The 19,489-nt window shown below is 58.9% G+C and carries 17 protein-coding genes and 1 pseudogene; 2 read left to right on the top strand and 16 right to left on the bottom strand.

Translation table 11 applies throughout. The annotated features are described in order from the left end of the window. Positions 1-132: 132 nt before the first annotated feature. The 4 genes from ACZ89E_RS07060 to argH form a co-directional block, all read right to left on the bottom strand. A complete protein-coding gene (locus ACZ89E_RS07060; RefSeq protein ID WP_149662008.1) occupies positions 133-957 on the bottom strand; it encodes an ABC transporter substrate-binding protein in 825 nt (274 codons plus the stop codon). Between the two features lie 53 nt (positions 958-1,010). Beyond that, positions 1,011-1,775, bottom strand: a complete 765-nt coding sequence (locus tag ACZ89E_RS07055; RefSeq protein WP_149662007.1) for an amino acid ABC transporter ATP-binding protein — start codon at positions 1,773-1,775, stop codon at positions 1,011-1,013. 10 nt (positions 1,776-1,785) lie between these two features. Continuing rightward, positions 1,786-2,664: an amino acid ABC transporter permease gene (locus ACZ89E_RS07050; protein ID WP_476255204.1), complete on the bottom strand. Its 879-nt coding sequence runs from the start codon at positions 2,662-2,664 to the stop codon at positions 1,786-1,788. 209 nt (positions 2,665-2,873) lie between these two features. After that, positions 2,874-4,301, bottom strand: a complete 1,428-nt coding sequence (gene argH / locus ACZ89E_RS07045; protein ID WP_149662006.1) for an argininosuccinate lyase — start codon at positions 4,299-4,301, stop codon at positions 2,874-2,876. A 295-nt stretch (positions 4,302-4,596) separates the two neighbouring features. On the opposite strand from argH, the gene ACZ89E_RS07040 reads away from it, so the two are divergent. Then, entirely contained in the window at positions 4,597-5,562 is a 966-nt protein-coding gene (locus ACZ89E_RS07040; protein WP_476255203.1) for a LysR family transcriptional regulator, read from the top strand. A gap of 296 nt (positions 5,563-5,858) precedes the next feature. On the opposite strand, the gene ACZ89E_RS07035 is transcribed toward ACZ89E_RS07040, so the two are convergent. From ACZ89E_RS07035 to arnB, 12 genes and pseudogenes are all read right to left on the bottom strand, one after another. Beyond that, on the bottom strand, positions 5,859-6,572 hold the full coding sequence (locus tag ACZ89E_RS07035; RefSeq protein ID WP_476255202.1) for a DUF4225 domain-containing protein: 714 nt from the start codon (positions 6,570-6,572) through the stop codon (positions 5,859-5,861). Continuing rightward, positions 6,560-7,054, bottom strand: coding sequence for an Hcp family type VI secretion system effector (locus tag ACZ89E_RS07030; RefSeq protein ID WP_476255201.1), 495 nt, complete (start codon positions 7,052-7,054; stop codon positions 6,560-6,562). Before ACZ89E_RS07030 ends, ACZ89E_RS07035 begins: the two co-directional genes overlap by 13 nt. Positions 7,055-7,161: 107 nt before the next feature. Further along, positions 7,162-7,680, bottom strand: coding sequence for a GNAT family N-acetyltransferase (locus tag ACZ89E_RS07025; RefSeq protein ID WP_476255200.1), 519 nt, complete (start codon positions 7,678-7,680; stop codon positions 7,162-7,164). 93 nt (positions 7,681-7,773) lie between these two features. After that, the gene (locus ACZ89E_RS07020) at positions 7,774-9,390 is read right to left on the bottom strand and encodes an ArnT family glycosyltransferase (RefSeq protein WP_463257344.1); all 1,617 of its coding nucleotides are present in this window, start codon (positions 9,388-9,390) and stop codon (positions 7,774-7,776) included. Then, positions 9,363-10,742: a UDP-glucose dehydrogenase family protein gene (locus ACZ89E_RS07015; protein WP_476255199.1), complete on the bottom strand. Its 1,380-nt coding sequence runs from the start codon at positions 10,740-10,742 to the stop codon at positions 9,363-9,365. The genes ACZ89E_RS07020 and ACZ89E_RS07015 overlap by 28 nt, the downstream gene beginning before the upstream one ends. Further along, positions 10,739-11,152, bottom strand: coding sequence for a 4-amino-4-deoxy-L-arabinose-phosphoundecaprenol flippase subunit ArnF (arnF, locus tag ACZ89E_RS07010; RefSeq protein WP_476255198.1), 414 nt, complete (start codon positions 11,150-11,152; stop codon positions 10,739-10,741). The genes ACZ89E_RS07015 and arnF overlap by 4 nt, the downstream gene beginning before the upstream one ends. Continuing rightward, positions 11,149-11,493, bottom strand: coding sequence for a 4-amino-4-deoxy-L-arabinose-phosphoundecaprenol flippase subunit ArnE (gene arnE / locus ACZ89E_RS07005; protein ID WP_149661999.1), 345 nt, complete (start codon positions 11,491-11,493; stop codon positions 11,149-11,151). Before arnE ends, arnF begins: the two co-directional genes overlap by 4 nt. Beyond that, on the bottom strand, positions 11,490-13,139 hold the full coding sequence (gene arnT, locus ACZ89E_RS07000; protein WP_476255197.1) for a lipid IV(A) 4-amino-4-deoxy-L-arabinosyltransferase: 1,650 nt from the start codon (positions 13,137-13,139) through the stop codon (positions 11,490-11,492). The genes arnE and arnT overlap by 4 nt, the downstream gene beginning before the upstream one ends. Further along, on the bottom strand, positions 13,136-14,020 hold the full coding sequence (gene arnD / locus ACZ89E_RS06995) for a 4-deoxy-4-formamido-L-arabinose-phosphoundecaprenol deformylase (RefSeq protein ID WP_149661997.1): 885 nt from the start codon (positions 14,018-14,020) through the stop codon (positions 13,136-13,138). The genes arnT and arnD overlap by 4 nt, the downstream gene beginning before the upstream one ends. Further along, positions 14,020-16,011 carry a bifunctional UDP-4-amino-4-deoxy-L-arabinose formyltransferase/UDP-glucuronic acid oxidase ArnA gene (arnA, locus tag ACZ89E_RS06990; RefSeq protein ID WP_476255196.1) on the bottom strand — a complete coding sequence of 664 codons (1,992 nt, stop codon included), beginning with the start codon at positions 16,009-16,011 and terminating at the stop codon, positions 14,020-14,022. The genes arnD and arnA overlap by 1 nt, the downstream gene beginning before the upstream one ends. Next, positions 16,008-17,028: pseudogene (gene arnC, locus ACZ89E_RS06985) on the bottom strand (undecaprenyl-phosphate 4-deoxy-4-formamido-L-arabinose transferase). The gene arnA and the pseudogene arnC overlap by 4 nt, the downstream one beginning before the upstream one ends. Continuing rightward, on the bottom strand, positions 17,025-18,173 hold the full coding sequence (arnB, locus tag ACZ89E_RS06980; protein ID WP_476255195.1) for a UDP-4-amino-4-deoxy-L-arabinose aminotransferase: 1,149 nt from the start codon (positions 18,171-18,173) through the stop codon (positions 17,025-17,027). The pseudogene arnC and the gene arnB overlap by 4 nt, the downstream one beginning before the upstream one ends. A gap of 374 nt (positions 18,174-18,547) precedes the next feature. On the opposite strand from arnB, the gene ACZ89E_RS06975 reads away from it, so the two are divergent. After that, the gene (locus tag ACZ89E_RS06975) at positions 18,548-19,486 is read left to right on the top strand and encodes a site-specific integrase (RefSeq protein WP_372242378.1); all 939 of its coding nucleotides are present in this window, start codon (positions 18,548-18,550) and stop codon (positions 19,484-19,486) included. The last annotated feature ends 3 nt before the right edge of the window (positions 19,487-19,489 follow it).

The following is a 19,489-nucleotide window of genomic DNA, read 5'->3' as shown; positions in this document are numbered from 1 at the left end:
TCCTACATTGGATTTGGGTTGTTTGTGAACCTGTAGGAGCGAAGCTTGCTCGCGAAGAGGCCGGCACATTCAACATCGTCGGTGACTGACACACTGCCTTCGCGGGCAAGCCTCGCTCCTACAGGGCAAGCATTACTTGCCGGCGTTGACTGTCACTGTCTTGATCGCACCCAACTCCAGGTCCCACTTCTTGAGGATGGTCTGGTAGCTGCCGTCATCGATCATGCTCTGCAACGCCACTTTCACCGCCTCGCTCAACTCAGGCTTTTTCTTGCTCACGCCCAGGCCGGTGAATTGCACGGAGATCGGCAGGCCCACGGTCTTGTACATGTCCTTTTCCTGAGTCTTCAGGTAGGACAAGGTCTCGCTGCCCTGCATCGCCGCGTCGATCCGGCTCTGGCGCAGTTGCGCACGGGCGTCCGCCGAGCCTTCGGTGCCGATCACCACAATGGCCGGTTTGCCCGCCGCTTCACAGTTGGCCTTGCTGTATTCAGCAATTTCCGCCGGGAAGGTCGTGCGGCGGCTGGTGCCGACTTTCTTGCCGCACAGGTCGGTGATTTCGTTGAAGTCCTTGTTCTTCTGCAAGGTGTAGAACTGCGGACCGCTGGTGAAGTAGTCGACGAAGGTCACGCTGGCCTGGCGCTCGGCGGTGTCGGTCATGCCCGACAGCACCATGTCCACGCGGTCAGTGGTCAGCGCGTTGATCATTTGCTCGAAGCCGGTTTCCTGCCATTTGATCTTCACGCCCAGCCGCTCGGCCAGGGCGTTACCCAGGTCATAGTCCAGGCCCGTGAGGGTGTTGGTGGCCGGGTCCTTGAAATCCATCGGCGGATAGTTAGGCATGATCGCCACAACGATCTCGCCCTTGGCCTTGATGCTGGCCGGCAATTCGGCGGCGAAGCTGACGCTGGAAGCCATCAGGCCGGCGAGTACTGCTGGAATTACGAAATTCTTCATGGTCGTTCTCTTATGAGTGTTTTGACGCAGCTCTTGGTTTGCGAGGCTGGCGCTTAGGTTCGAACGGCAGAAATGAAGCTTTGGGTGCGCGGGTTTTGTGGGCTTATTAGTATTTCTTCGGGGCTTCCAGCCTCCACGATCTGTCCGCCGTCCATAAACACCATGCGGTTGGAAACCTCGCGAGCGAAGCCCAGTTCATGGGTGACGACGATCATGGTCATGCCGGTTTGCGCCAGATCGCGCATCACCGACAGCACCTCACCGACCAGTTCCGGGTCGAGTGCCGAAGTGGGTTCATCGAACAGCATCAGCTTGGGCCGCATGGCCAACGCGCGGGCAATCGCCACCCGTTGCTGCTGGCCGCCCGAGAGTTCAATCGGGTAGCTGTTGCGTTTGTCGGCCAGGCCGACCCGGGCCAGCAGCTCCACGGCTTCTTCGTGCGCCTCTTTGGGCGAACGCTTGAGCACCTGGCACGGGCCTTCGATGATGTTTTGCAGCACAGTCATGTGCGGGAACAGGTTGAAACGCTGGAACACCATGCCGGTGGACAGGCGCTGCCGAGCGATTTGCGACTCGTTGAGTTCGTGCAGTTTGTTGCCGACCACGCGGTAACCCACCAGTTCGCCGTCGACCCAGAGGCCGCCCTTGTCGATCTTTTCCAACTGGTTGACGCAGCGCAGCAAGGTGCTTTTGCCCGAGCCGGACGGGCCGATGATGCACAGCACTTCGCCTTGCTCGACTTCGATGTTGATGTCCTTGAGCGCGTGGTACTGGTCGTAATACTTGTTCAGGCTCACGGCCTTGACGATGTTTCTCATGTCCTACTCCTCAAGAACGCTTGCCGGCGCCGCGAGCGAAACGACGCTCCAGACGGCTTTGACCAAAGGACAGCACAGTGACGGCAACCAGGTACCAGATACCGGCGACGATCAGCAGCTCCATCACGCGGGCGTTGGCGTAGTAGATGTTCTGGGCGTTGTAGAGCAGTTCCGAGTATTGGATGACGCTCGCCAGGGAGGTCATTTTCACCATGCCGATGAATTCGTTGCCGACTGGCGGAATGATGATGCGCATGGCTTGCGGCAGGATGATCCGGCGCAGGGCTTGCAGGCGCGGCATGCCAATCGACTTGGCGGCTTCGTACTGCCCGGTGTCCACCGAGAGCAAACCGGCACGCACCACTTCGGCGGTGTAGGCACCCTGGTTGATGCTCAAGCCGAGCAGGGCGGCCACGAACGGCGTCATCAGGCTCACGGTGTCCATTTCGAACAGGCCGGGGATGCCGATAGTGGGAAAAATCAGCGCCAGGTTGAACCACAACAACAGTTGAAGGATCAGTGGCGTACCGCGGAACAGCCAGGTGTAGGTGATCGCTACGTAGCGCAGGATCGGGTTGGCCGACATGCGCATGATTGCTGTGATCACCCCGAAGATTATGCCCAGCGCCATCGCCAGCACCGCCATGACGATGGTGTTGAACAAGCCCCACAAGATCGCCTGTGAAGTGACGAACTGGCCGATGTAGGACCATTCGATCTTGCCTTCGGCGAAGGCGCGCACCAGGCCGAGAATGGCGATGACAATCACGGTGGCAAAGAAAATCCTCCCGTAATAACGCCGTGGCACGTGGTGGTACTGGGTGATATCGAACTGGTTTTCCGCCAGTTTGCGCTCCGACTGGAGACGTTCTGCCTGAGTCTGGCTCATGATGTTTCTCCGTACGCCGCCCAGTGACTGCGGCGCGTGCTGCTGTGGTTCAAAACGGCGTCGACGGCCCACCGCTGATCTTCGTGTTAAACGCGACCCCCTGTAGGAGCGAGGCTTGCCCGCGAAAGCGCTGGGTCAGATGTCATAAATGTTGCCTGACACACCGCCTTCGCGGGCAAGCCTCGCTCCTACAAGGTTTTCGCTCTGATTCAGAGACGGAAGCCTTGATAGTTTTCAGTCCACTCATGCTGGGCGGCGAGGGCGGTTTTCAGGCGACCGATTTGCTCGCGCACCCGTTCTGGCGCGGTGCCGCCCCAACCGCTGCGGGCAGCGATGGCGGCTTCCAGGGTCAGGCTGTCGCGCACTTCCGGGGTCAGGCGTGGATCGATCTCGGCCAGCAACGCCGGGGAGGCTTCCCACAACTCGATGTCATGTTTCTCACAGGCCTGGACCAGCGCACCGGTGATTTCATGGGCTTCCTTGAATGGCACGCCGCGCATCGCCAGCCAATCCGCGACTTCAGTGGCCAGGGTGAAGCCCAATGGCGCCTGGCGACGCAGCTCTTCGACATTGACCTTCATCGTCGCAACCATCCCGGCCATGGCCGGCAGCACCAGCAACAGGGTGTCGACACTGTCGAGCACACCGTTTTTGTCTTCACTCAAGTCGCGGTTATAGGACAGCGGCAGGGATTTGAGGGTGGAGAGCAATCCGGTCAGGTTACCGATCAAGCGACCCGCCTTGCCCCGAGCCAGTTCGGCGATGTCCGGGTTTTTCTTCTGCGGCATGATCGAGCTGCCAGTGGCGTAGGCATCGTCCAGCGCGACCCAGCGAAATTGCCGCGACGACCACAGGCAAAACTCTTCAGCGAGGCGGGAAATGTTGATCCCGAGCATGCTGGCGATAAACAGGAATTCGGCCACGTGGTCGCGGCTGGCGACCGCGTCGATGGAGTTTTCGCACACGCCGCTGTAGCCCATTTCCTTGGCCGACTGCTGGGGCAGGCGCGCGATGGCGGAACCGGCCATCGCTGCGGCGCCCAGTGGTGACAGCGAGGTGCGGGCGTCCCAATCCACCAGGCGTTGTACGTCACGCAGCATCGATTGGGCGTGGGCCAGCAAGTGATGGGCGAAAACGATCGGCTGCGCTTGCTGCAAGTGAGTGAAGCCGGGGCAGATGCTTTCGATGTGCTGCTCGGCCTGATCCACCAGCGCTTGTTGCAGGGCCAGCACTTCAACGGCCAGGGTGCGCACGTGGTCACGCAGAAACAGACGCAGGTCGTTGGCAGTCTGGTCGTTACGCGAGCGACCGGCGCGCAGCTTGCCGCCCAGAGCGCCGAGGCGTTCGGTCAGCAGGCGTTCGATAAAGGTGTGGACGTCTTCGTCGTCCAGGGTCGGGGCAATGCTGCCGGCCTTGAAGTCAGCCCCGATCTGATCCAGGGCACCGAGCATGGTGCGGGTTTCTTCTTCGGTCAAAAGACCGGCGCGGTGCAGTTCACCGGCATGGGCCTTGGACCCGGCGAGGTCGTACGGCGTGAGGCGGAAATAGCGCTCAGGGCAACGGGACAGGGCCGCCAGGGCTTCGGATGGGCCGCTTTTGAAGCGTGCACCCCAGAGACGGTCGGTGGTTTGAGACATTGTTGTTTTCCTCGTCGGTAAAGCGAACTGAATACGATCTGCCAAGCCCTGGCACTCGCCGAAAATCATTCGGACGCAGTGGGGCTCAAGCAGTTTTCAAATGGGCAGTTGCGAAAGGGCGAGAGCTGATCGAAGTGTCAGCTTTTAACAGTGCAAAATCAGTGAGTTGGCACTCAGGTACGGAATTTATTAGCGGTTGCCAAGCCTTGTTTTCTGTGTTCATTATTATTGGCCAGCTATGTTTTTGTTGTTGGGCACAGATTGTTTGCTAGGGCGCTAGAGGTAAATAAGCATTATGGAAACCCCACTTTCCAATTCCGGAAACCCCGCGCCGAAACCGACTCAGCGAGCGCCATTGGCACTCAGTGGCCTGGACTTCAAACTGCTCAAAGTGTTCAAGGCAGTGGTCGAAGCTGGGGGTTTCAGTGCTGCGCAGAACGAGCTGAATGTGGGCCTGGCGGCCATCAGCAAACAGATCTCGGACCTTGAGATTCGCATCGGCATGCGCCTTTGCACCCGAGGGCGCGAGGGGTTTCACCTGACCGAAGAAGGGCGTCTGGTGTATCAGGCGTCGATTGATTTGTTTGCTTCGGTTGACAACTTTCGTGATCGGCTTAGTTCTGCGCAGAATGAACTAATTGGTGATCTGGGTGTGGGAGTTATTGATAACACGATAACCGATCCCGGTTCGCCGTTAGTTGCAGCGCTAAGACTGATTAATGAAGAGTCGCCAAAGGTCCGGTTTCAACTTCAAGCTTCGCAACTGGATGAAGTAGAAAGAGGGGTGGTGGAAGGTCGACTGGTGGCAGGTATCGTGCCGGTCTATCAACGGCGGGAAGAGTTTGATTACTTCGTCCTTTACGAGGAGCGCTCCGAAGCTTACTGCGCCGTCGGACACCCTCTGTTTGAGGTGCCTGATGAGCAAATCGGCGGGGAGGTGCTCAAGCAATATGAGTGGGTCAATCACCGTTACGCGATCCACCGGGACAAGCTGAATTTTGCTGCCTACGACAGCTTTTCGGCCTCTGCCACTCAAGTGGAAGCCGTGGCGTTGTTGGTCAAGACCGGACGCTTTCTCGGGTTTCTTCCCAAACATTACGCCAGCGCCATGGTTGACCAAGGGCAACTGCGCGCCCTATGCCCGGCATCGATTTATTTCGATACGCCTTTCCATTTGATCTTGCGGCATAACACTGTGCGCAGTCCGTTGGTGAAGGCGTTTGCTCAGGCATTGAAGGTTGATTTGAGGGTGGGTGGGTGAGGTCCAGTAATTTTATCTCCCTTCAAGCTTTCGGAGTTCTTTGGGTGCGACTTTTAGGGCATATATAAGCACAACAACAAAGCAAATAATGATCGTCGCCCTAGTTGCAAAAACATCCAACTCAAAAGAATGAGCTATCAGCAGAGAAATCCATACAGTATGGAAGCCGGAGCAGGCAACTATTAAACAGTACATTCTCGCTTCGGAAATTATTTTTTTGAGGGTAAGCACTTTACCATCCGTATAATCATCAGCAGGTTGCAGTCTAGGCATTGGTATCGCAAAAAAAAAGCCAACTATTTTTTCACCTCGTCATACACTTGGCTCCCTGTTTGATGAATGATATGCCCTTCAAGCAATAGTGCTTTAGGGGTCATAGTTCTGTACGCACGCACATAATCCGTCCTGACATATCTAAATAATCGCCAAGCATCCGGTCTAAGCACAAGTCGATTAAGACCATACACAGACATACCAATATCCAACGAGCCATAAGCAATATTGCCTTCTCGTTCAGACTTTCCAGCTATTTTGGCTAACCCGTGGTAGGCCTTTCGGGTAGGCCCGGTCGTATCATTTCGTCCCTCTAGCAAATTGCGCCCACCCTCATAAACGTTATTCGCGCCATGAAGCATCATAGGTCCACCGACGAGAAGGCAAAATGTCCCGGCTGAACCGTAGCAAATGCCAGCACCTGTCAGAAATTGCATCCCTCCAGCGATCGTAGCCGCCCCTTTCTTGGCAATTCCCCACGATTGACTCAGCAAACTACTCTGTTCGCTCTTTATCTCCTTCAACCCCTGATCAGCACTCTTCCTTCCCTGCGCCACATCATTAACAATCCCTCTCGCGTAATAAGAAACCTCGCGATTGAATTGCAATCGCAACGTCCCATCCTTGATATGTCGCGCAGACAGCGTACACGCCTGGCTCGTCAAATTACCCGCCGCCTTACTGACCGCCCAATAATCACAACTGCCAGGTTCGCAGCGATCCTTTAGCTGTCCCATTCGTTATTTCCCCAAGAGCCGTGCCCACTTGTTCCCGCGAGGTGGTGGCGCCATGTGATTTCGCGATAACGAATGGCGACGTGCTCTTGTGGCTCGGCGTCGTTCTGTAAAACAACGTGAGGCATGTCGAGTGTCAGGTCCGCAATGATGCCGCCTTCAATTTCAATGGTGAAAAACTTCTCTTGAAGGCCATAGGCGGACACTCGATAAAAGCTGATTGCACAGCTGATTTCTTCTCTGCTTGAGAGTGCTTGAGCGAGTAACGGAGAGGATTTATCGACATTCTTCGTAATGATGAGTGGGCTGTGTGTTGGCTTATTGATATTTCCAACATTGGCCATGTTATGGCTGTATGAAAGCACCATGATCTCGTCGGTGTGTCCCGACTGACATTTATTGCCAATAGAATCTTGTGTCGAACAACCCGCTGATATCAATCCCTGAGATTTTCCCTGGATGATCATGTAACCGTGATTCGCCATCGCTGCCACTCCTGTTTGCTGGCGAAGCACTTTATGGCAAACGTCTTAGGGCTAATGTAGGGAGATTCCCTATAGCTTGTAGGAAGGGTGCATTTTTACTGATCTGCCTAGAGCAGGGGCAGACACATCGCACAACGCCGCTCACCGGGCAAACCGTGAGCGACTTCTTGACGCAGAATTGCCAATAAACGTGGGCTGGTTTCAGCCAGGCTCAATGTTTCAAAGCCCAACCGTCGATAAAACGGTTCATTCCACGGCACGTCGCGAAACGTGGTCAGGGTCAGGCTGACGAGTTCTCGTTGGCGAGAATGTTCAATCGCCGCTAACAGTAACTTTCGACCAATGCCTCGGCCCTGGAAGTGTTGGCTAACCGACAGTTCCTGAATATGCAGTTGATCGTCGACTTGTTCGGCGCTGAGAAACCCCGCAAGTGCGCCATCGGCGGATTGCGCGACCCACACGTCAGCGGTTTCTATGGTGCGCAGATGTTGTTGTGCGTCGGCCACGGGCGAGTCAGCGAGCCAGGCGAGGGAAGGGTCGTTGCGAAACAACGCCGCTGCGGAACGCTCGATGGCGGGGAGGGCGGCAGCGTCAGCGAGTTGGGCACGGCGAAGGGTAATGGTCATGATGATCGTGTAGGAGCGGCCGAAGGCTGCGATCTTTTGATCATAACGGCAACGTCAGAAGATCGCAGCCTTCGGCAGCTCCAGGGTTATGCGTCAAGGTTTGAGATGGAGCAGGACGTAATCGTTTTTGTCGAAACGCCCGGTCAACGCGGGCTCCAGCGAACCCAGCGAAGTGCCTTGCATGGCTTTGTAGTCACCCTGATCCATGATCACCCACATTGGCGGCTTGATGGTTTCCAGTTCCTGGACCGATTCGGTGAACACCGGTTGCAGATCCTGCTCGATATTGACCATGAACTTGATCGCCTTCGCGTCCTTGCCCATGCCGAACAGTACCAGCGGCGCGGGTTCCTGCTGGACTTGCGCAAAAGCTGCACGGCTGAAGCTGCGGGTGTCGTAGAGCTGTCGCTCCACCGGTTCGAACACCAGGATGTAGACCGACCACAATCCCAGCACCGCACAAAACGCCAGGATCGGCGCTCGTCGGGCCGGCTTGAAAAACGCAGCCAAAGCGATCGCTTGCAACACGCCCAGCACGATCAAGATCGGTACCGGGGAGGTCAATACCCCGGGGAAGCGCCGCTGGCCGACCATCAATGCCACGATCAGTAGCCCCGGAATCACTAGCCACACGCCCTGCATCAGCCCCCGCAATACGGCGAACAACCGCCCTTGCATCACCTGAAACGGATACGCCGCGATAATCGCCGCCATCGGCAACATCGGCAGCAGGTAACGGGCTTTTTTCGCCTGGGGAATCGACAATCCGACCATCACGATCAACCCGGCCGCCGCGCAGTACTGCACCAGACGCAACGCCGGTCCGGCCTCGCGCGGATTGCTCAGGACGATCGCCGCGAGCGCCAATAACCCCAATGGATACGCCAGCGCATAGTTGCCCATGGAACTGGTGAAGTAATACAGCGAACCGCTGACGCCTTCACTGCCGTCCATGCGCCCCATGAACTGCATGCGAATCACGTCCTGCATAAACGCCGGGCCACCGCTGAGTTTGGCCAGCAACAACAGCAATCCGACGCAGCCTGCCAGCAGCATGGCGGCAAGCAGGCCGAAGGCGAGTAATCGTTGCCACTGCCGGTTGAGCAGGAAATAACTGCACAACATGCCGGTTGGGACGACGAGGCCGATCGGTCCGCGAATCCCGAAACCCAGCAACAACAGGGCAAAGATCAGCGCCCAGCGCCGGGGGGCCTCGAAATGGTCGGCGGCATAACCCAGGTAGAACACCGAAAACGCCACCGCTGCCAGCATCACGTCCAAGGACACGGCGCGGGTTTCAGTGACGAAGGTGTTGGTCAGCAGGAGCAGGGCGATACTCAGTAATGCCCAGCGCGTGGAGTAGGGCGCCAGCAAGCGGTACATCAGCGTGACGATGACCGCCGCGGCAATTGCACTCGGCAGCCAGGCACTGAAGGCATTCACCTGGCCGAATGGCAGCGACAGCAACCAGACGAACAGCGTGCTCAGGGCCGAATAGTCTGCATAGGGCTGGCCATAAGTCGTCGGGAACACCGTAGGCCCGTGGCGCAGCATTTCCTGGGCGAACAGCACGAACCGCGAGTCGAAGCCGATTGCAGTCTGCTGATAAACCCCGGCCATGAACAGCAGCAGCGCCAACAGCCCCGCGCCGAGGGACTGTCTACGAATGGTGGCATTCACGGTCAGGCAACCGACGAAATGGCAGACCATTGCTGGTATGGAATCGGCAGATTGCGCGAATCCCCACGGCCCATCGGGAAGTACAGGAAACCGGCGCGGGACAGCCGCTCGGCGTCATACAGGTTGCGTCCGTCAAAGATCACCGGCGCGGCCAGGCGCTGACGGATCAGATCGAAATCAGGGGCCTTGAACTGCTGCCACTCGGTGCAGATGATCAGCGCATCGGCGCCGGCCAGTACCGATTCCGGCGTGCCCATTAGCATCAGCTTCGATTCGTCCGGGTACAAATGCTGGGTTTCCTGCATCGCCTCCGGGTCGAACGCTCGCACATTGGCCCCGGCCGCCCACAAGGACTCCAGCAGCACCCGGCTTGGCGCGTCGCGCATGTCATCGGTATTGGGTTTGAACGCCAGGCCCCACACGGCGAAGGTCTTGCCGGCCAGATTGCCCTTGTAGAACGCATTCACCCGTTCGAACAGCTTGTGTTTCTGCCGTTGGTTGATCGCTTCCACTGCTTGCAGCAAATCGCTGGAGCAGTGCGCCTGTTCGGCGCTGTGGATCAGCGCGCGCATGTCCTTGGGAAAGCACGAGCCGCCATAACCGCAGCCCGGATAGATGAAGTGGTAGCCAATGCGCGAATCCGCGCCGATGCCCAGGCGCACGGATTCGATGTCGGCCCCCAGGTGTTCGGCCAGTTCGGCGATCTGGTTGATGAAGCTGATTTTGGTCGCCAGCATGCAGTTGGCGGCGTACTTGGTCAGCTCGGCGCTGCGCAGGTCCATGAACATGATGCGATCGTGGTTGCGGTTGAACGGTGAATAGAGCTCGCGCATGACTTCGCGCACTTCGTCACGTTCGCAACCGATGATGATGCGGTCCGGGCGTCGGCAGTCGGCGACCGCCGAACCTTCCTTGAGAAACTCGGGGTTGGAGACGATATCGAATTGCAACTGGCGGCTGGCCTCTTCCAATCGGCCCTCGATGTGTGCGCGCAGGGTGTCGCCGGTGCCGACCGGCACAGTGGACTTTTCCACTAAAATCACCGGTTGCTCACGATGACGGGCCACGGCATCGCCCACCGACAGCACGTATTTCAGATCGGCCGAGCCGTCCTCGCTGGAAGGCGTGCCCACCGCAATGAACAACACTTCACCATGCTGCACCGCCAGTTTCTCGTCGGTGGTGAACTGCAGACGCTTGGCTTCCAGGCTTTCCCTGACCAGACTGGCCAGCCCCGGCTCGAAAATGCTGACATGGCCCTGTTGGAGCAATTCGACCTTTTTGGCATCGATGTCCATACAGATCACATCGTGGCCGACTTCAGCCAGAACGGCGGCCTGTACCAGGCCAACGTAACCACTACCAAATACACTGATTTTCATGGGTCATTCCTGAGAACGGAGACGCGAGCAGGTCGAGAGTTGATGGTGATGACACCCAAAACGACGAGGGCCACCCCAAGGCTTTTTGCAAGACTGAAATGTTCGTTGAACACCGGCAGGCTTGCGGCCAGCAGGTACACCAGCGCATAGCTGATGCTCAGCAGTGAATAGGCCCGGCCCAGCGGCACGTCACGCAGGGCCAGCAACCAGCTGAGCATCGACAATCCATAGGCGAAAATTGCCGCCAGCACCACGCCGATAGCGGCCGGATCGACGCTGCCATTGCCCAGGGCGGTCAGCCATTGATCCGGTTGCGGCAATCGGCTCATGCTCCAGCGCATACCCAACTGCGCGGCGCTGGCGAGCATCACGCTGCCCAGGGCGAAGGTGATTCCACGGCGCAGGCTCATGTGTGCTGCCCCAGCAAAACCACACCGCCGATCACCAGCGCGACACCGAGCCAATGGCGCCGGTCGATGGATTCATGAAAGACGAAGCGGGCGACCAACGTGATCAAAACGAAATTGAGGCTGAGCATCGGATAAGCGACGCCGACTTCCAGGCGTTGCAACACCAGCAGCCAGACCAGCAGCCCCAAACCGAGGGAGAACAACGCCAGCCACAGCCACGGCGAGCGCAGTTTGTCGCCCCAACCGGAATCCTTGCCGCGCCAGCTCTCCACGGCGTATTTCTGGGCCACCTGGCCCAGGCACGTCAGCAGGCATGCGGTCAGCAACAGAAACAGGCTCATGCCGCGTCCTTGGGGATAATCAGAATCACCAGGTTGCCTTGCTCATAACGCTTGCCCTCTTTTGGCAGCAGTTCCACTTCTGAAAGTTCGTCGTCACCCTTGACCCGCATGACCACGCCCACAGAACCGTGCTTGCGAGCATCGCGCATCCACTGTTGCACTTTGTCGACAGTGATCCGCCGATTACGCGCTTCGGGGTAATTAAGGCCGTATTTCAGCTCACCGACGGTGTTGTACAGCGCCACTTGCGGGCGTTGCAGGCGCCAGGCCAGGGCTGATGCGGCGCCCAGGTCGTTGCTCATCAATTGGGTGGTCTGGCTCAGTTCCTGGGCGTGTTCGAGGATGAATTGGTCAGGGGTTTTGTTCGACACCACCGCATTGGGTAGCGCGGCCGGGATCAGGCCGATGAACAGCAAGCTGCCAAACGCCGGCGCCGCCCAGCATTGCAACGGCCGGAAGGCTTGCAGCAGGTTGGCCATGATCCAGCCCATCAGTGCGATAAACACCAGCACCAGGTTGTGCAGTTCCAACTCGTACAGCGGCTTTTTCAGTTGCAGGTAAACCAGGGCCAACAGGACCGTCAGGCCCAGCAGCAGGTTCAGCAAACCGTTGAGCCCCAGCGCCCGGCCTTGCTCAAGCCGCAAGCGGTCGGCCAGCGCATGGCCCAGCAGCAACGCCAGGGGCAGCAGGCACGGCAGAATGTAAGTCGGCAGTTTGCCGTTGCTCAGGCTGAAGAACACCAGAGGCATAACCAGCCACAGCAACAGGTAGGCAATGTGCGCCTGGCCCCGGGTCTGCCAGGCCTGTTTCAGCGCCGGCGCCAGCAACACCGCCCACGGCAGGCTGAACGCTACCAGCAGCGGCAGGTAAAACCACCACGGCGCGTCGTGCTGCGCATCGTCGCCGGCAAAGCGCCGAATGTGTTCGTGCCAGAAGAAGAACCGCCAGTAATCAGGCTCCTGGGCGTGCACGGCCAAGGCCCACGGTAGGCTGACGGCGATGGCGATGATGATCGCGAGTGGGCCGTAGATCAGCAGTTCACGCCAGCGTTTTTGCCAGAGCATCCACGGCAGGGCGATCAGCACCGGCAGCAACCAGGCCAGAAAACCCTTGGTCATGAAACCCATGCCGCAGGCCAGTCCCAACACGGCCCAGCCCAACAGTCGTTGGCCAGTGCTTTTGCTGTCTAGCGCAAACCACAGTGCCACCAGACTCAGATTGACCCAAAAGGTGAATTGCGGATCGAGGTTGGCGTACCCGGCCTGGCCGGCCACCACGGTGAAACTCATGTACAGCAAGGCGCAGGCAAAGCTTTTGCGCGGGTCGTTCCACAAACGGCGAGCGATCAGGAAGCACAGCAACACACTCAGCCCGGTGCTCAGGGCCGAAGCGAAGCGCACGCCGAACAGGTTGTCGCCAAACAGCGCCTGACCGAGGGCGATCATCCAATAACCGGCTACCGGTTTCTCGAAATAGCGCAAACCCATAAAGTGCGGTGACACCCAGTTACCATCCAGCAGCATGTCTTGGCTGATCTGGGCATAGCGGGTTTCGTCGGGAATCCACAGGCCATGGGTGCCCAGCGGCAACAGGTAAGCGAGCAGCATAATTGCCAGCAACACTGGCAAGGCCCAGCGTTTAGTCATGCGCCTTGCACTCCCAGCCAGCCTTCACGGCCTTCGAGGGCTCCACGCACCACGCGCCCGACCGGCAGGCTGGCGAATGACTCGGGCAACAGTTCGCCCAAGGGTTTGAAACGGATGTCACGCTGGCGCGCATCGGCCAGCAGTTGACGAAAATCGTTAGCCATCAGAATCCCTTCTACCTCGGCATGGATTGTGTAGACGTTGAGCTTTTCGGGGGTGAAGCGGTCAAGGATGAACCCGTTGAAATCCTTGGCGGCCATGCTCGGCCCGACCACCTCGTCGAAGGTAGGCAAGTCCACCGGGATTTGCGGCGCACCCAACAGGCCATTGGCCAAGGTCGGCTGGAACACGCTCTGGCCCCGGCAATCGCTGTTGTAGCGAAAGCCGAACGCCTGCTTGGCTTCGATCACGCGCTCGTCCGCGCGCCAACCAGCGGAGGCCGAGCAGTCGACTTTTGCCCCGAGGATGTCGCTGAGGCTGTCGACGCCCCGGCGAATCTGCTCGATCAGTTGTGCATCGCTCCAGCGCCCGGCATTCGCTTGCCAGCCATGGTGATCCCAGGCGTGCAGGCCGACTTCATGCCCGGCGTCCCGGGCCTGACGCATCAGGTGCCCGAGATCACGACCAATCGGTTTGCCCGGCCACGCCGTGCCGGCCAGCAAAATGTCCCAGCCATACAGGCCGGCGGCGTTGGAACGCAGCATTTTCCAGAGGAATTGCGGGCGGATCAGGCGCCACAAGTGGCGCCCCATGTTGTCCGGCCCGACGCTGAAGAAAAACGTCGCCTTGACCTGGGCCTCATCGAGGATTTCCAGTAACCGGGGCACCCCTTCGCGGGTGCCTCGGTAGGTGTCGACATCGATTCGAAGGCCTGCCTGCATCAGCGCTTGTCCGCGATTTCAAGCATGGCTTCACGCAGGAAGAAATCCAGCGTATTGCCGATGGTTTCGCTCATCTCGACGGTCGGCGTCCAGTCCAACAGGCGCTTGGCGTTGTCGATGCTCGGTTTACGGTGCGACACGTCCTGATAACCGGTGCCGTAGAACGCCTTGCTTTCCACGTCGCGGAAACCGGCAAACGGCGGGAAGTTACTGCGCAGCGGGTGCGCTTCGAACTGGCGCAGCAACTCTTCGCCCAACTGGCGGATGCTGGCTTCGTTGTCCGGGTTGCCGATGTTGATGATCTGGCCGTTACACACGTCATTGTCGTTGTCGATGATCCGCGCCAGTGCCTCGACGCCGTCAGCGATGTCAGTAAAGCAGCGTTTTTGCTCGCCGCCATCGAACAGTCGAATCGGCGTGCCTTCCACCAGGTTCAGGATCAGTTGGGTGATTGCCCGGGAACTGCCGATCCGTGCCGAATCCAGACGATCCAGACGCGGGCCCATCCAGTTGAAAGGACGGAACAGCGTGAAATTCAGGCCTTTCTGGCCGTAGGCCCAGATCACGCGGTCGAGCAGTTGCTTGGAGACCGAGTAGATCCAGCGTTGTTTGTTGATCGGGCCGAGCACCAGATTGGAGGTGTCTTCGTTGAAGCGCTCGTCCTGGCACATGCCATAGACTTCCGAGGTCGACGGGAAGATCACGCGCTTGTTGTACTTGACGCAGTAACGCACCAGTTTCAGGTTTTCTTCGAAGTCGAGTTCGAACACACGCAGCGGGTTGCGGGTGTATTCGATCGGCGTGGCGATGGCCACCAGCGGCAGGACCACGTCGCACTTCTTGATGTGGTACTCGATCCACTCGGAGTGGATGCTGATGTCGCCTTCCACAAAGTGGAAATTCGGATGGCTGCGCAGGCGGTCGATGGCGTCGGAACCGATGTCCAGGCCATAGACTTCATAACGGTCGTCACGCAGCAGGCGCTCGGACAAGTGATTGCCGATGAAGCCGTTGACGCCGAGGATCAGCACTCGGGTGCGACGGGGTTTGCGCCCGGACTCAGCGCCCCGCAGCACCGAACCGTCGACCAGGCCCAGCTCGTTGGCCAGTTGCGGGCCGCTCAGGTACAGGCCGTTGTCGTTGCGCTGGCCGGCGGTGATCACCAGCGAGTCTTCGCCGCAGGCAATACGCAGCGGGTCAACACTGATGACGCGGCCCGGTGCCTGACCTTCATTGCCCTTGGCGACCTGTGCGCCCCAGACAATCAGCTTGTGTTCGCCGACGTCGCAGAACGCGCCCGGATACGGTTGGGTCACGGCGCGAACCAGGTTGAACAGTTCTTCGGCCGGTTTTTTCCAGATCAGCTTGCCGTCCGCCGGGGTGCGACGACCAAACACGGTGGCTTTGGATTCGTCCTGCGCGGTTTCGGTGATTTTGCCTTGCAGCAGCGCCGGCAGGGTGTCGCGCAGCAGCGTACTGGCGGCGTCACGCAGTTTTGCGTGCAGGGTCAGCGCGGTATCGCTGCGCTCTATCCCGACCTTTTGCTGGGCGAGGATGGCGCCGGCATCGGCGCGCTTGACCATGCGGTGCAGGGTCACGCCGGTTTCGGTTTCGCCGTTGACCAACACCCAGTTGGCCGGCGCGCGACCGCGATAAAGGGGCAGCAACGAACCGTGCAGGTTGAACGCGCCTTGACTGGCGGTGGCCAGCAGTGGCTCGCTCAGCAGATGGCGGTAGTAGAACGAAAAGATGTAGTCCGGGTTGAGCTTGGCAATGCGCTCGATCCACAGTGGATGGTTGGCATCCTCCGGGGCGTGCACGGGGATGCCTTGATTGGCACACAGTTGCGCCACGGAGCCATAGAAGGCGTTTTCCTTTGGGTCATCGGCGTGGGTGAACACCGCCGCAATCTCAAAACCTGCGCCAAGCAGGGCGTCGATGCCGGCACAGCCGATATCGTGATAGGCGAAGACAACAGCTTTTTTGCTCATGAGAGAACCTGATCTGAAGGAGTTGAAGAGAGACCGTCGACAGTGACAACGGGAGCAGGGGAGGCGGGTTGGCTACGCAAGACTTTTTCGATGAAGAACCGTGGGCGGGCCCGAACGTCGCTGTACATGCGGCCCAGGTATTCACCCAACAGGCCCATGCCAATGAATTGCCCGCCGGTGAAGACGAACAACACGGCGAACAGGACGAACGTACCGTCGCCAGCCCAGCCAGCGCCAAAGGCCAGGCGCAGGACAATCAGCGCGATGGCAAACAGAACGCCAAGACCGGCCATGCAGAAACCGACGATGCTGAGCAGGCGCAGCGGGGTGGTGGTCATGCAGGTGATCAGGTCGAACATCAGGTTGACCAGGCGCATCGGGCTGTACTTCGATTCGCCGTGTTCACGCTCGGCGTGGGTCACGAGGATTTCCGTGGTGGTGGCGGGCGAAGCTGTTGGCCAGGATCGGGATGAAGGTGCTGCGTTCGCGGCAGGCGAGCATCGCGTCGACGATGGTCCGGCGGTAAGCCCGGAGCATGCAGCCGTAGTCGCTCATGGCCACGCCGGTGGAGCGTTGCACCGCCAGGTTGATCAACTTCGACGGCCAGCGCCGCAGGGCCGAGTCCTGACGGTTGTTGCGCACGGTGGCAACCACGTCGTAGCCGAGTTCGGCCTGGGCCACCAATCGGGGGATTTCTTCCGGCGGGTTTTGCAGGTCGGCGTCGAGGGTGATCACCACGTCGCCCTTGCACTGTTCGAACCCGGCCATGATCGCCGCGTGCTGCCCGTAGTTGCGGTTGAGGATGACCGCCACCACCGGGCTGCACTCGTGGCTCGCGGCCTCTTCCAGGATCTGCGCCGAGTTGTCGCGGCTGCCGTCGTCCACCAAGACGATTTCGTAGTCGTGGTGCAATTGCTGGCACGCGGCTTCGGTGCGCCTGAGCAACTCGGGAAGGCTGTCTTGCTCGTTATAGACCGGGATGACGATCGATACGCAACGGATCGGATAAGGTTTCACAGGCGGGCGTCCATAATGTTTTCGATGGCACCGACGACACGTTCAACGTCGTCAGTGGTCATGTCGGGGAACAACGGGATCGAACACAGCCGCGCCGAGTTCCATTCGGTATTGGGCAGGTAGATGTCCGGGAAGCGCTGGCGGTAGTAGGTGTGCAAGTGGGTGGCGATGAAATGGATGCCGGTGCCGATGTTCTGCTCCTGCAAGGCCTTCATGAAGGCTTCGCGGTCGAGGCCGCAGCGTTCGGCGTCGATGCGCAGGATGAACAGGTGCCAGGCGTGCTGCTGCGGATACGCCGGGATGGCCAGCGGTTGTACCGGCAGGCCTTCGAGGCGTTGCAGATAGGTCTGGGCCAGTTGCGTGCGCTTGGCGTTGATCTCGTCCAGTCGTTCCAGTTGCACCAGGGCGATGGCGGCATTGATGTCGGCCAGGTTGTATTTGAACCCGGGCTCGATCACCTGGGCCTGGGGTTTGCGGCCACCGGTCAGGCGGTCGTAGGCGTCAACGCCCAGGCCGTGGAACTTGAGCATGCGCACGCGACTGGCCAGGGCTTCGTCGTCGCTGACAAACATCGCGCCTTCGGCGCAGGTCATGTTCTTGATGGCGTGGAACGAGAAGATCGCCGTGCCCTGTGAGCCAACGTGGCGACCTTTGTAAAAGGTGCCGGCCGCGTGGGCCGCGTCTTCGATGACGGGAATGCCGTGTTTGTCCGCCAGGGCGTAAAGCGGATCGAGGTCGAACGCCGCGCCAGCGTAATGCACCGGGATGATTGCCTTGGTCCGTGGCGTGATCGCCGCTTCGATGCTCTGCAAATCAGTCATCAGGGTGTCGCGATCGACATCGACAAACACCGGCGTCGCACCCAACAGACAGATCATGTTGGCGGTGGACACCCAGGTCTGGGACGGCGTAATCACTTCATCCCCGGGACCAATACCCAAGGCCAGCAACGTGATGTGCATGCCCCCGGTGGCCGATGACAATGCCACGGCATGCTTGCAGCCGACGTAGTTGGCGAAGTGTTCTTCCAGTGCCTGGTTTTTTGGCCCGGTGGTAATCCAGCCCGAGCGCAATACTTGCTCTACGGCGGCAATTTCTTCATCGCCGATACTGGGGCGTGAGAAGGGGAGAAAAGCCTGACTCATGGAGACCTCGGGGGTATAAGCAGCAACGAAATTTCAGGTGCAGTGATTCGGATCCAATTTAAGCGTAGACGCTAAAATGAAAGCTGCATCAATTAGTTACTAGAGAAATGTGACAGATTGTCTAGGTTGACTTTTGACTGCCGGCTCGTCAGGTTGTGCTGGCTGACTACCGGTGGCCCGACTCATTAAGGTTAAGCGCGAAAATGTGAAAGGGACATGAAAAACCGGTCGGCGAATCGTTTATCTGAAGTCCAGACAGCTAGAGTTCAGACTTCTACCGTTTATCGCGTTAATCCACCGTTGAGTACTCCTTACAGCAAGTAACCAAACTCTTTAGTTGTTGTGTTGAACAGTTTTCATTCAAGGCTTTTTGTGTGACTGACTTATCCGTTAATGAACCAAGGGTGGCCAAAGCCAACCCATTGACCGTGTATCTGGCGCGCCTGGCGTCGTCCAGCCAACTGACCATGCGTTATGTGCTGCAAGACGCGGCTGATCGTCTGGGCTTCGAAGACATGAACATCGAGGAGATTCCCTGGCACGAACTCCAGCCCGAGGATGTCATCGCCTTGGTCGCCGCCTTACGCACTGATGGTTATGCGCCGAATACCTCTTCGCTGTATGTGAACGCCGTACGCGGGGTGATGAACGAAGCCTGGCGCATGAGCCTGATCAGCCAGGAACACTTGCTGAAGATGCGCTCGGTCAAAGGCATTGCAGGCACGCGGCTGTCCCAGGGGCGCAACCTCAAGCGCACACTGATTCAGGAATTGATGGCAGTCTGCGCGGCGGATCCGCGGCCACAAGGCCTGCGGGACGCGGCGATCATTGCGGTGCTGTACGGCTCGGGCATGCGCAAGTCGGAATCGGTGAACCTCGACCTGAACCAGGTCGACTTCAGCGAGCGCAGCCTGCGGGTCACGGCCAAGGGCAACAAGCAGTTGATCAAGTACGCACCGGCCTGGGCCTTCGCCAAACTGGAGGCGTGGCTGGAATTGCGCCGCTCGCAACTGGGCGAAGGCCTGGAGGACGACCCGTTCCTGTTCAACCGCATCCGCCGTGGCAGCCACATCACCCGCGAGCGCATCACCAAACATGCGATCTATTACATCGCCCGCCAGCGCGGCGCCCAGGTCGGGGTGAAGATCATGCCCCACGACTTCCGTCGTTCGTTCATCACCCGGGTGATTGAGGAACACGACCTGTCGATTGCGCAGAAACTGGCGCATCACAGCAATATCCAGACCACCGCCAACTACGATGTGCGTGATGACAATGAGCGGCGGCGGGCGGTGGATCGCTTCGATTTGTGAGTC

It is taken from the genome of Pseudomonas sp. TE3899, from assembly GCF_056279105.1.
Note: the sequence above shows the minus strand (reverse complement) of the source record. Positions and strands in the feature narration are given on the sequence as shown.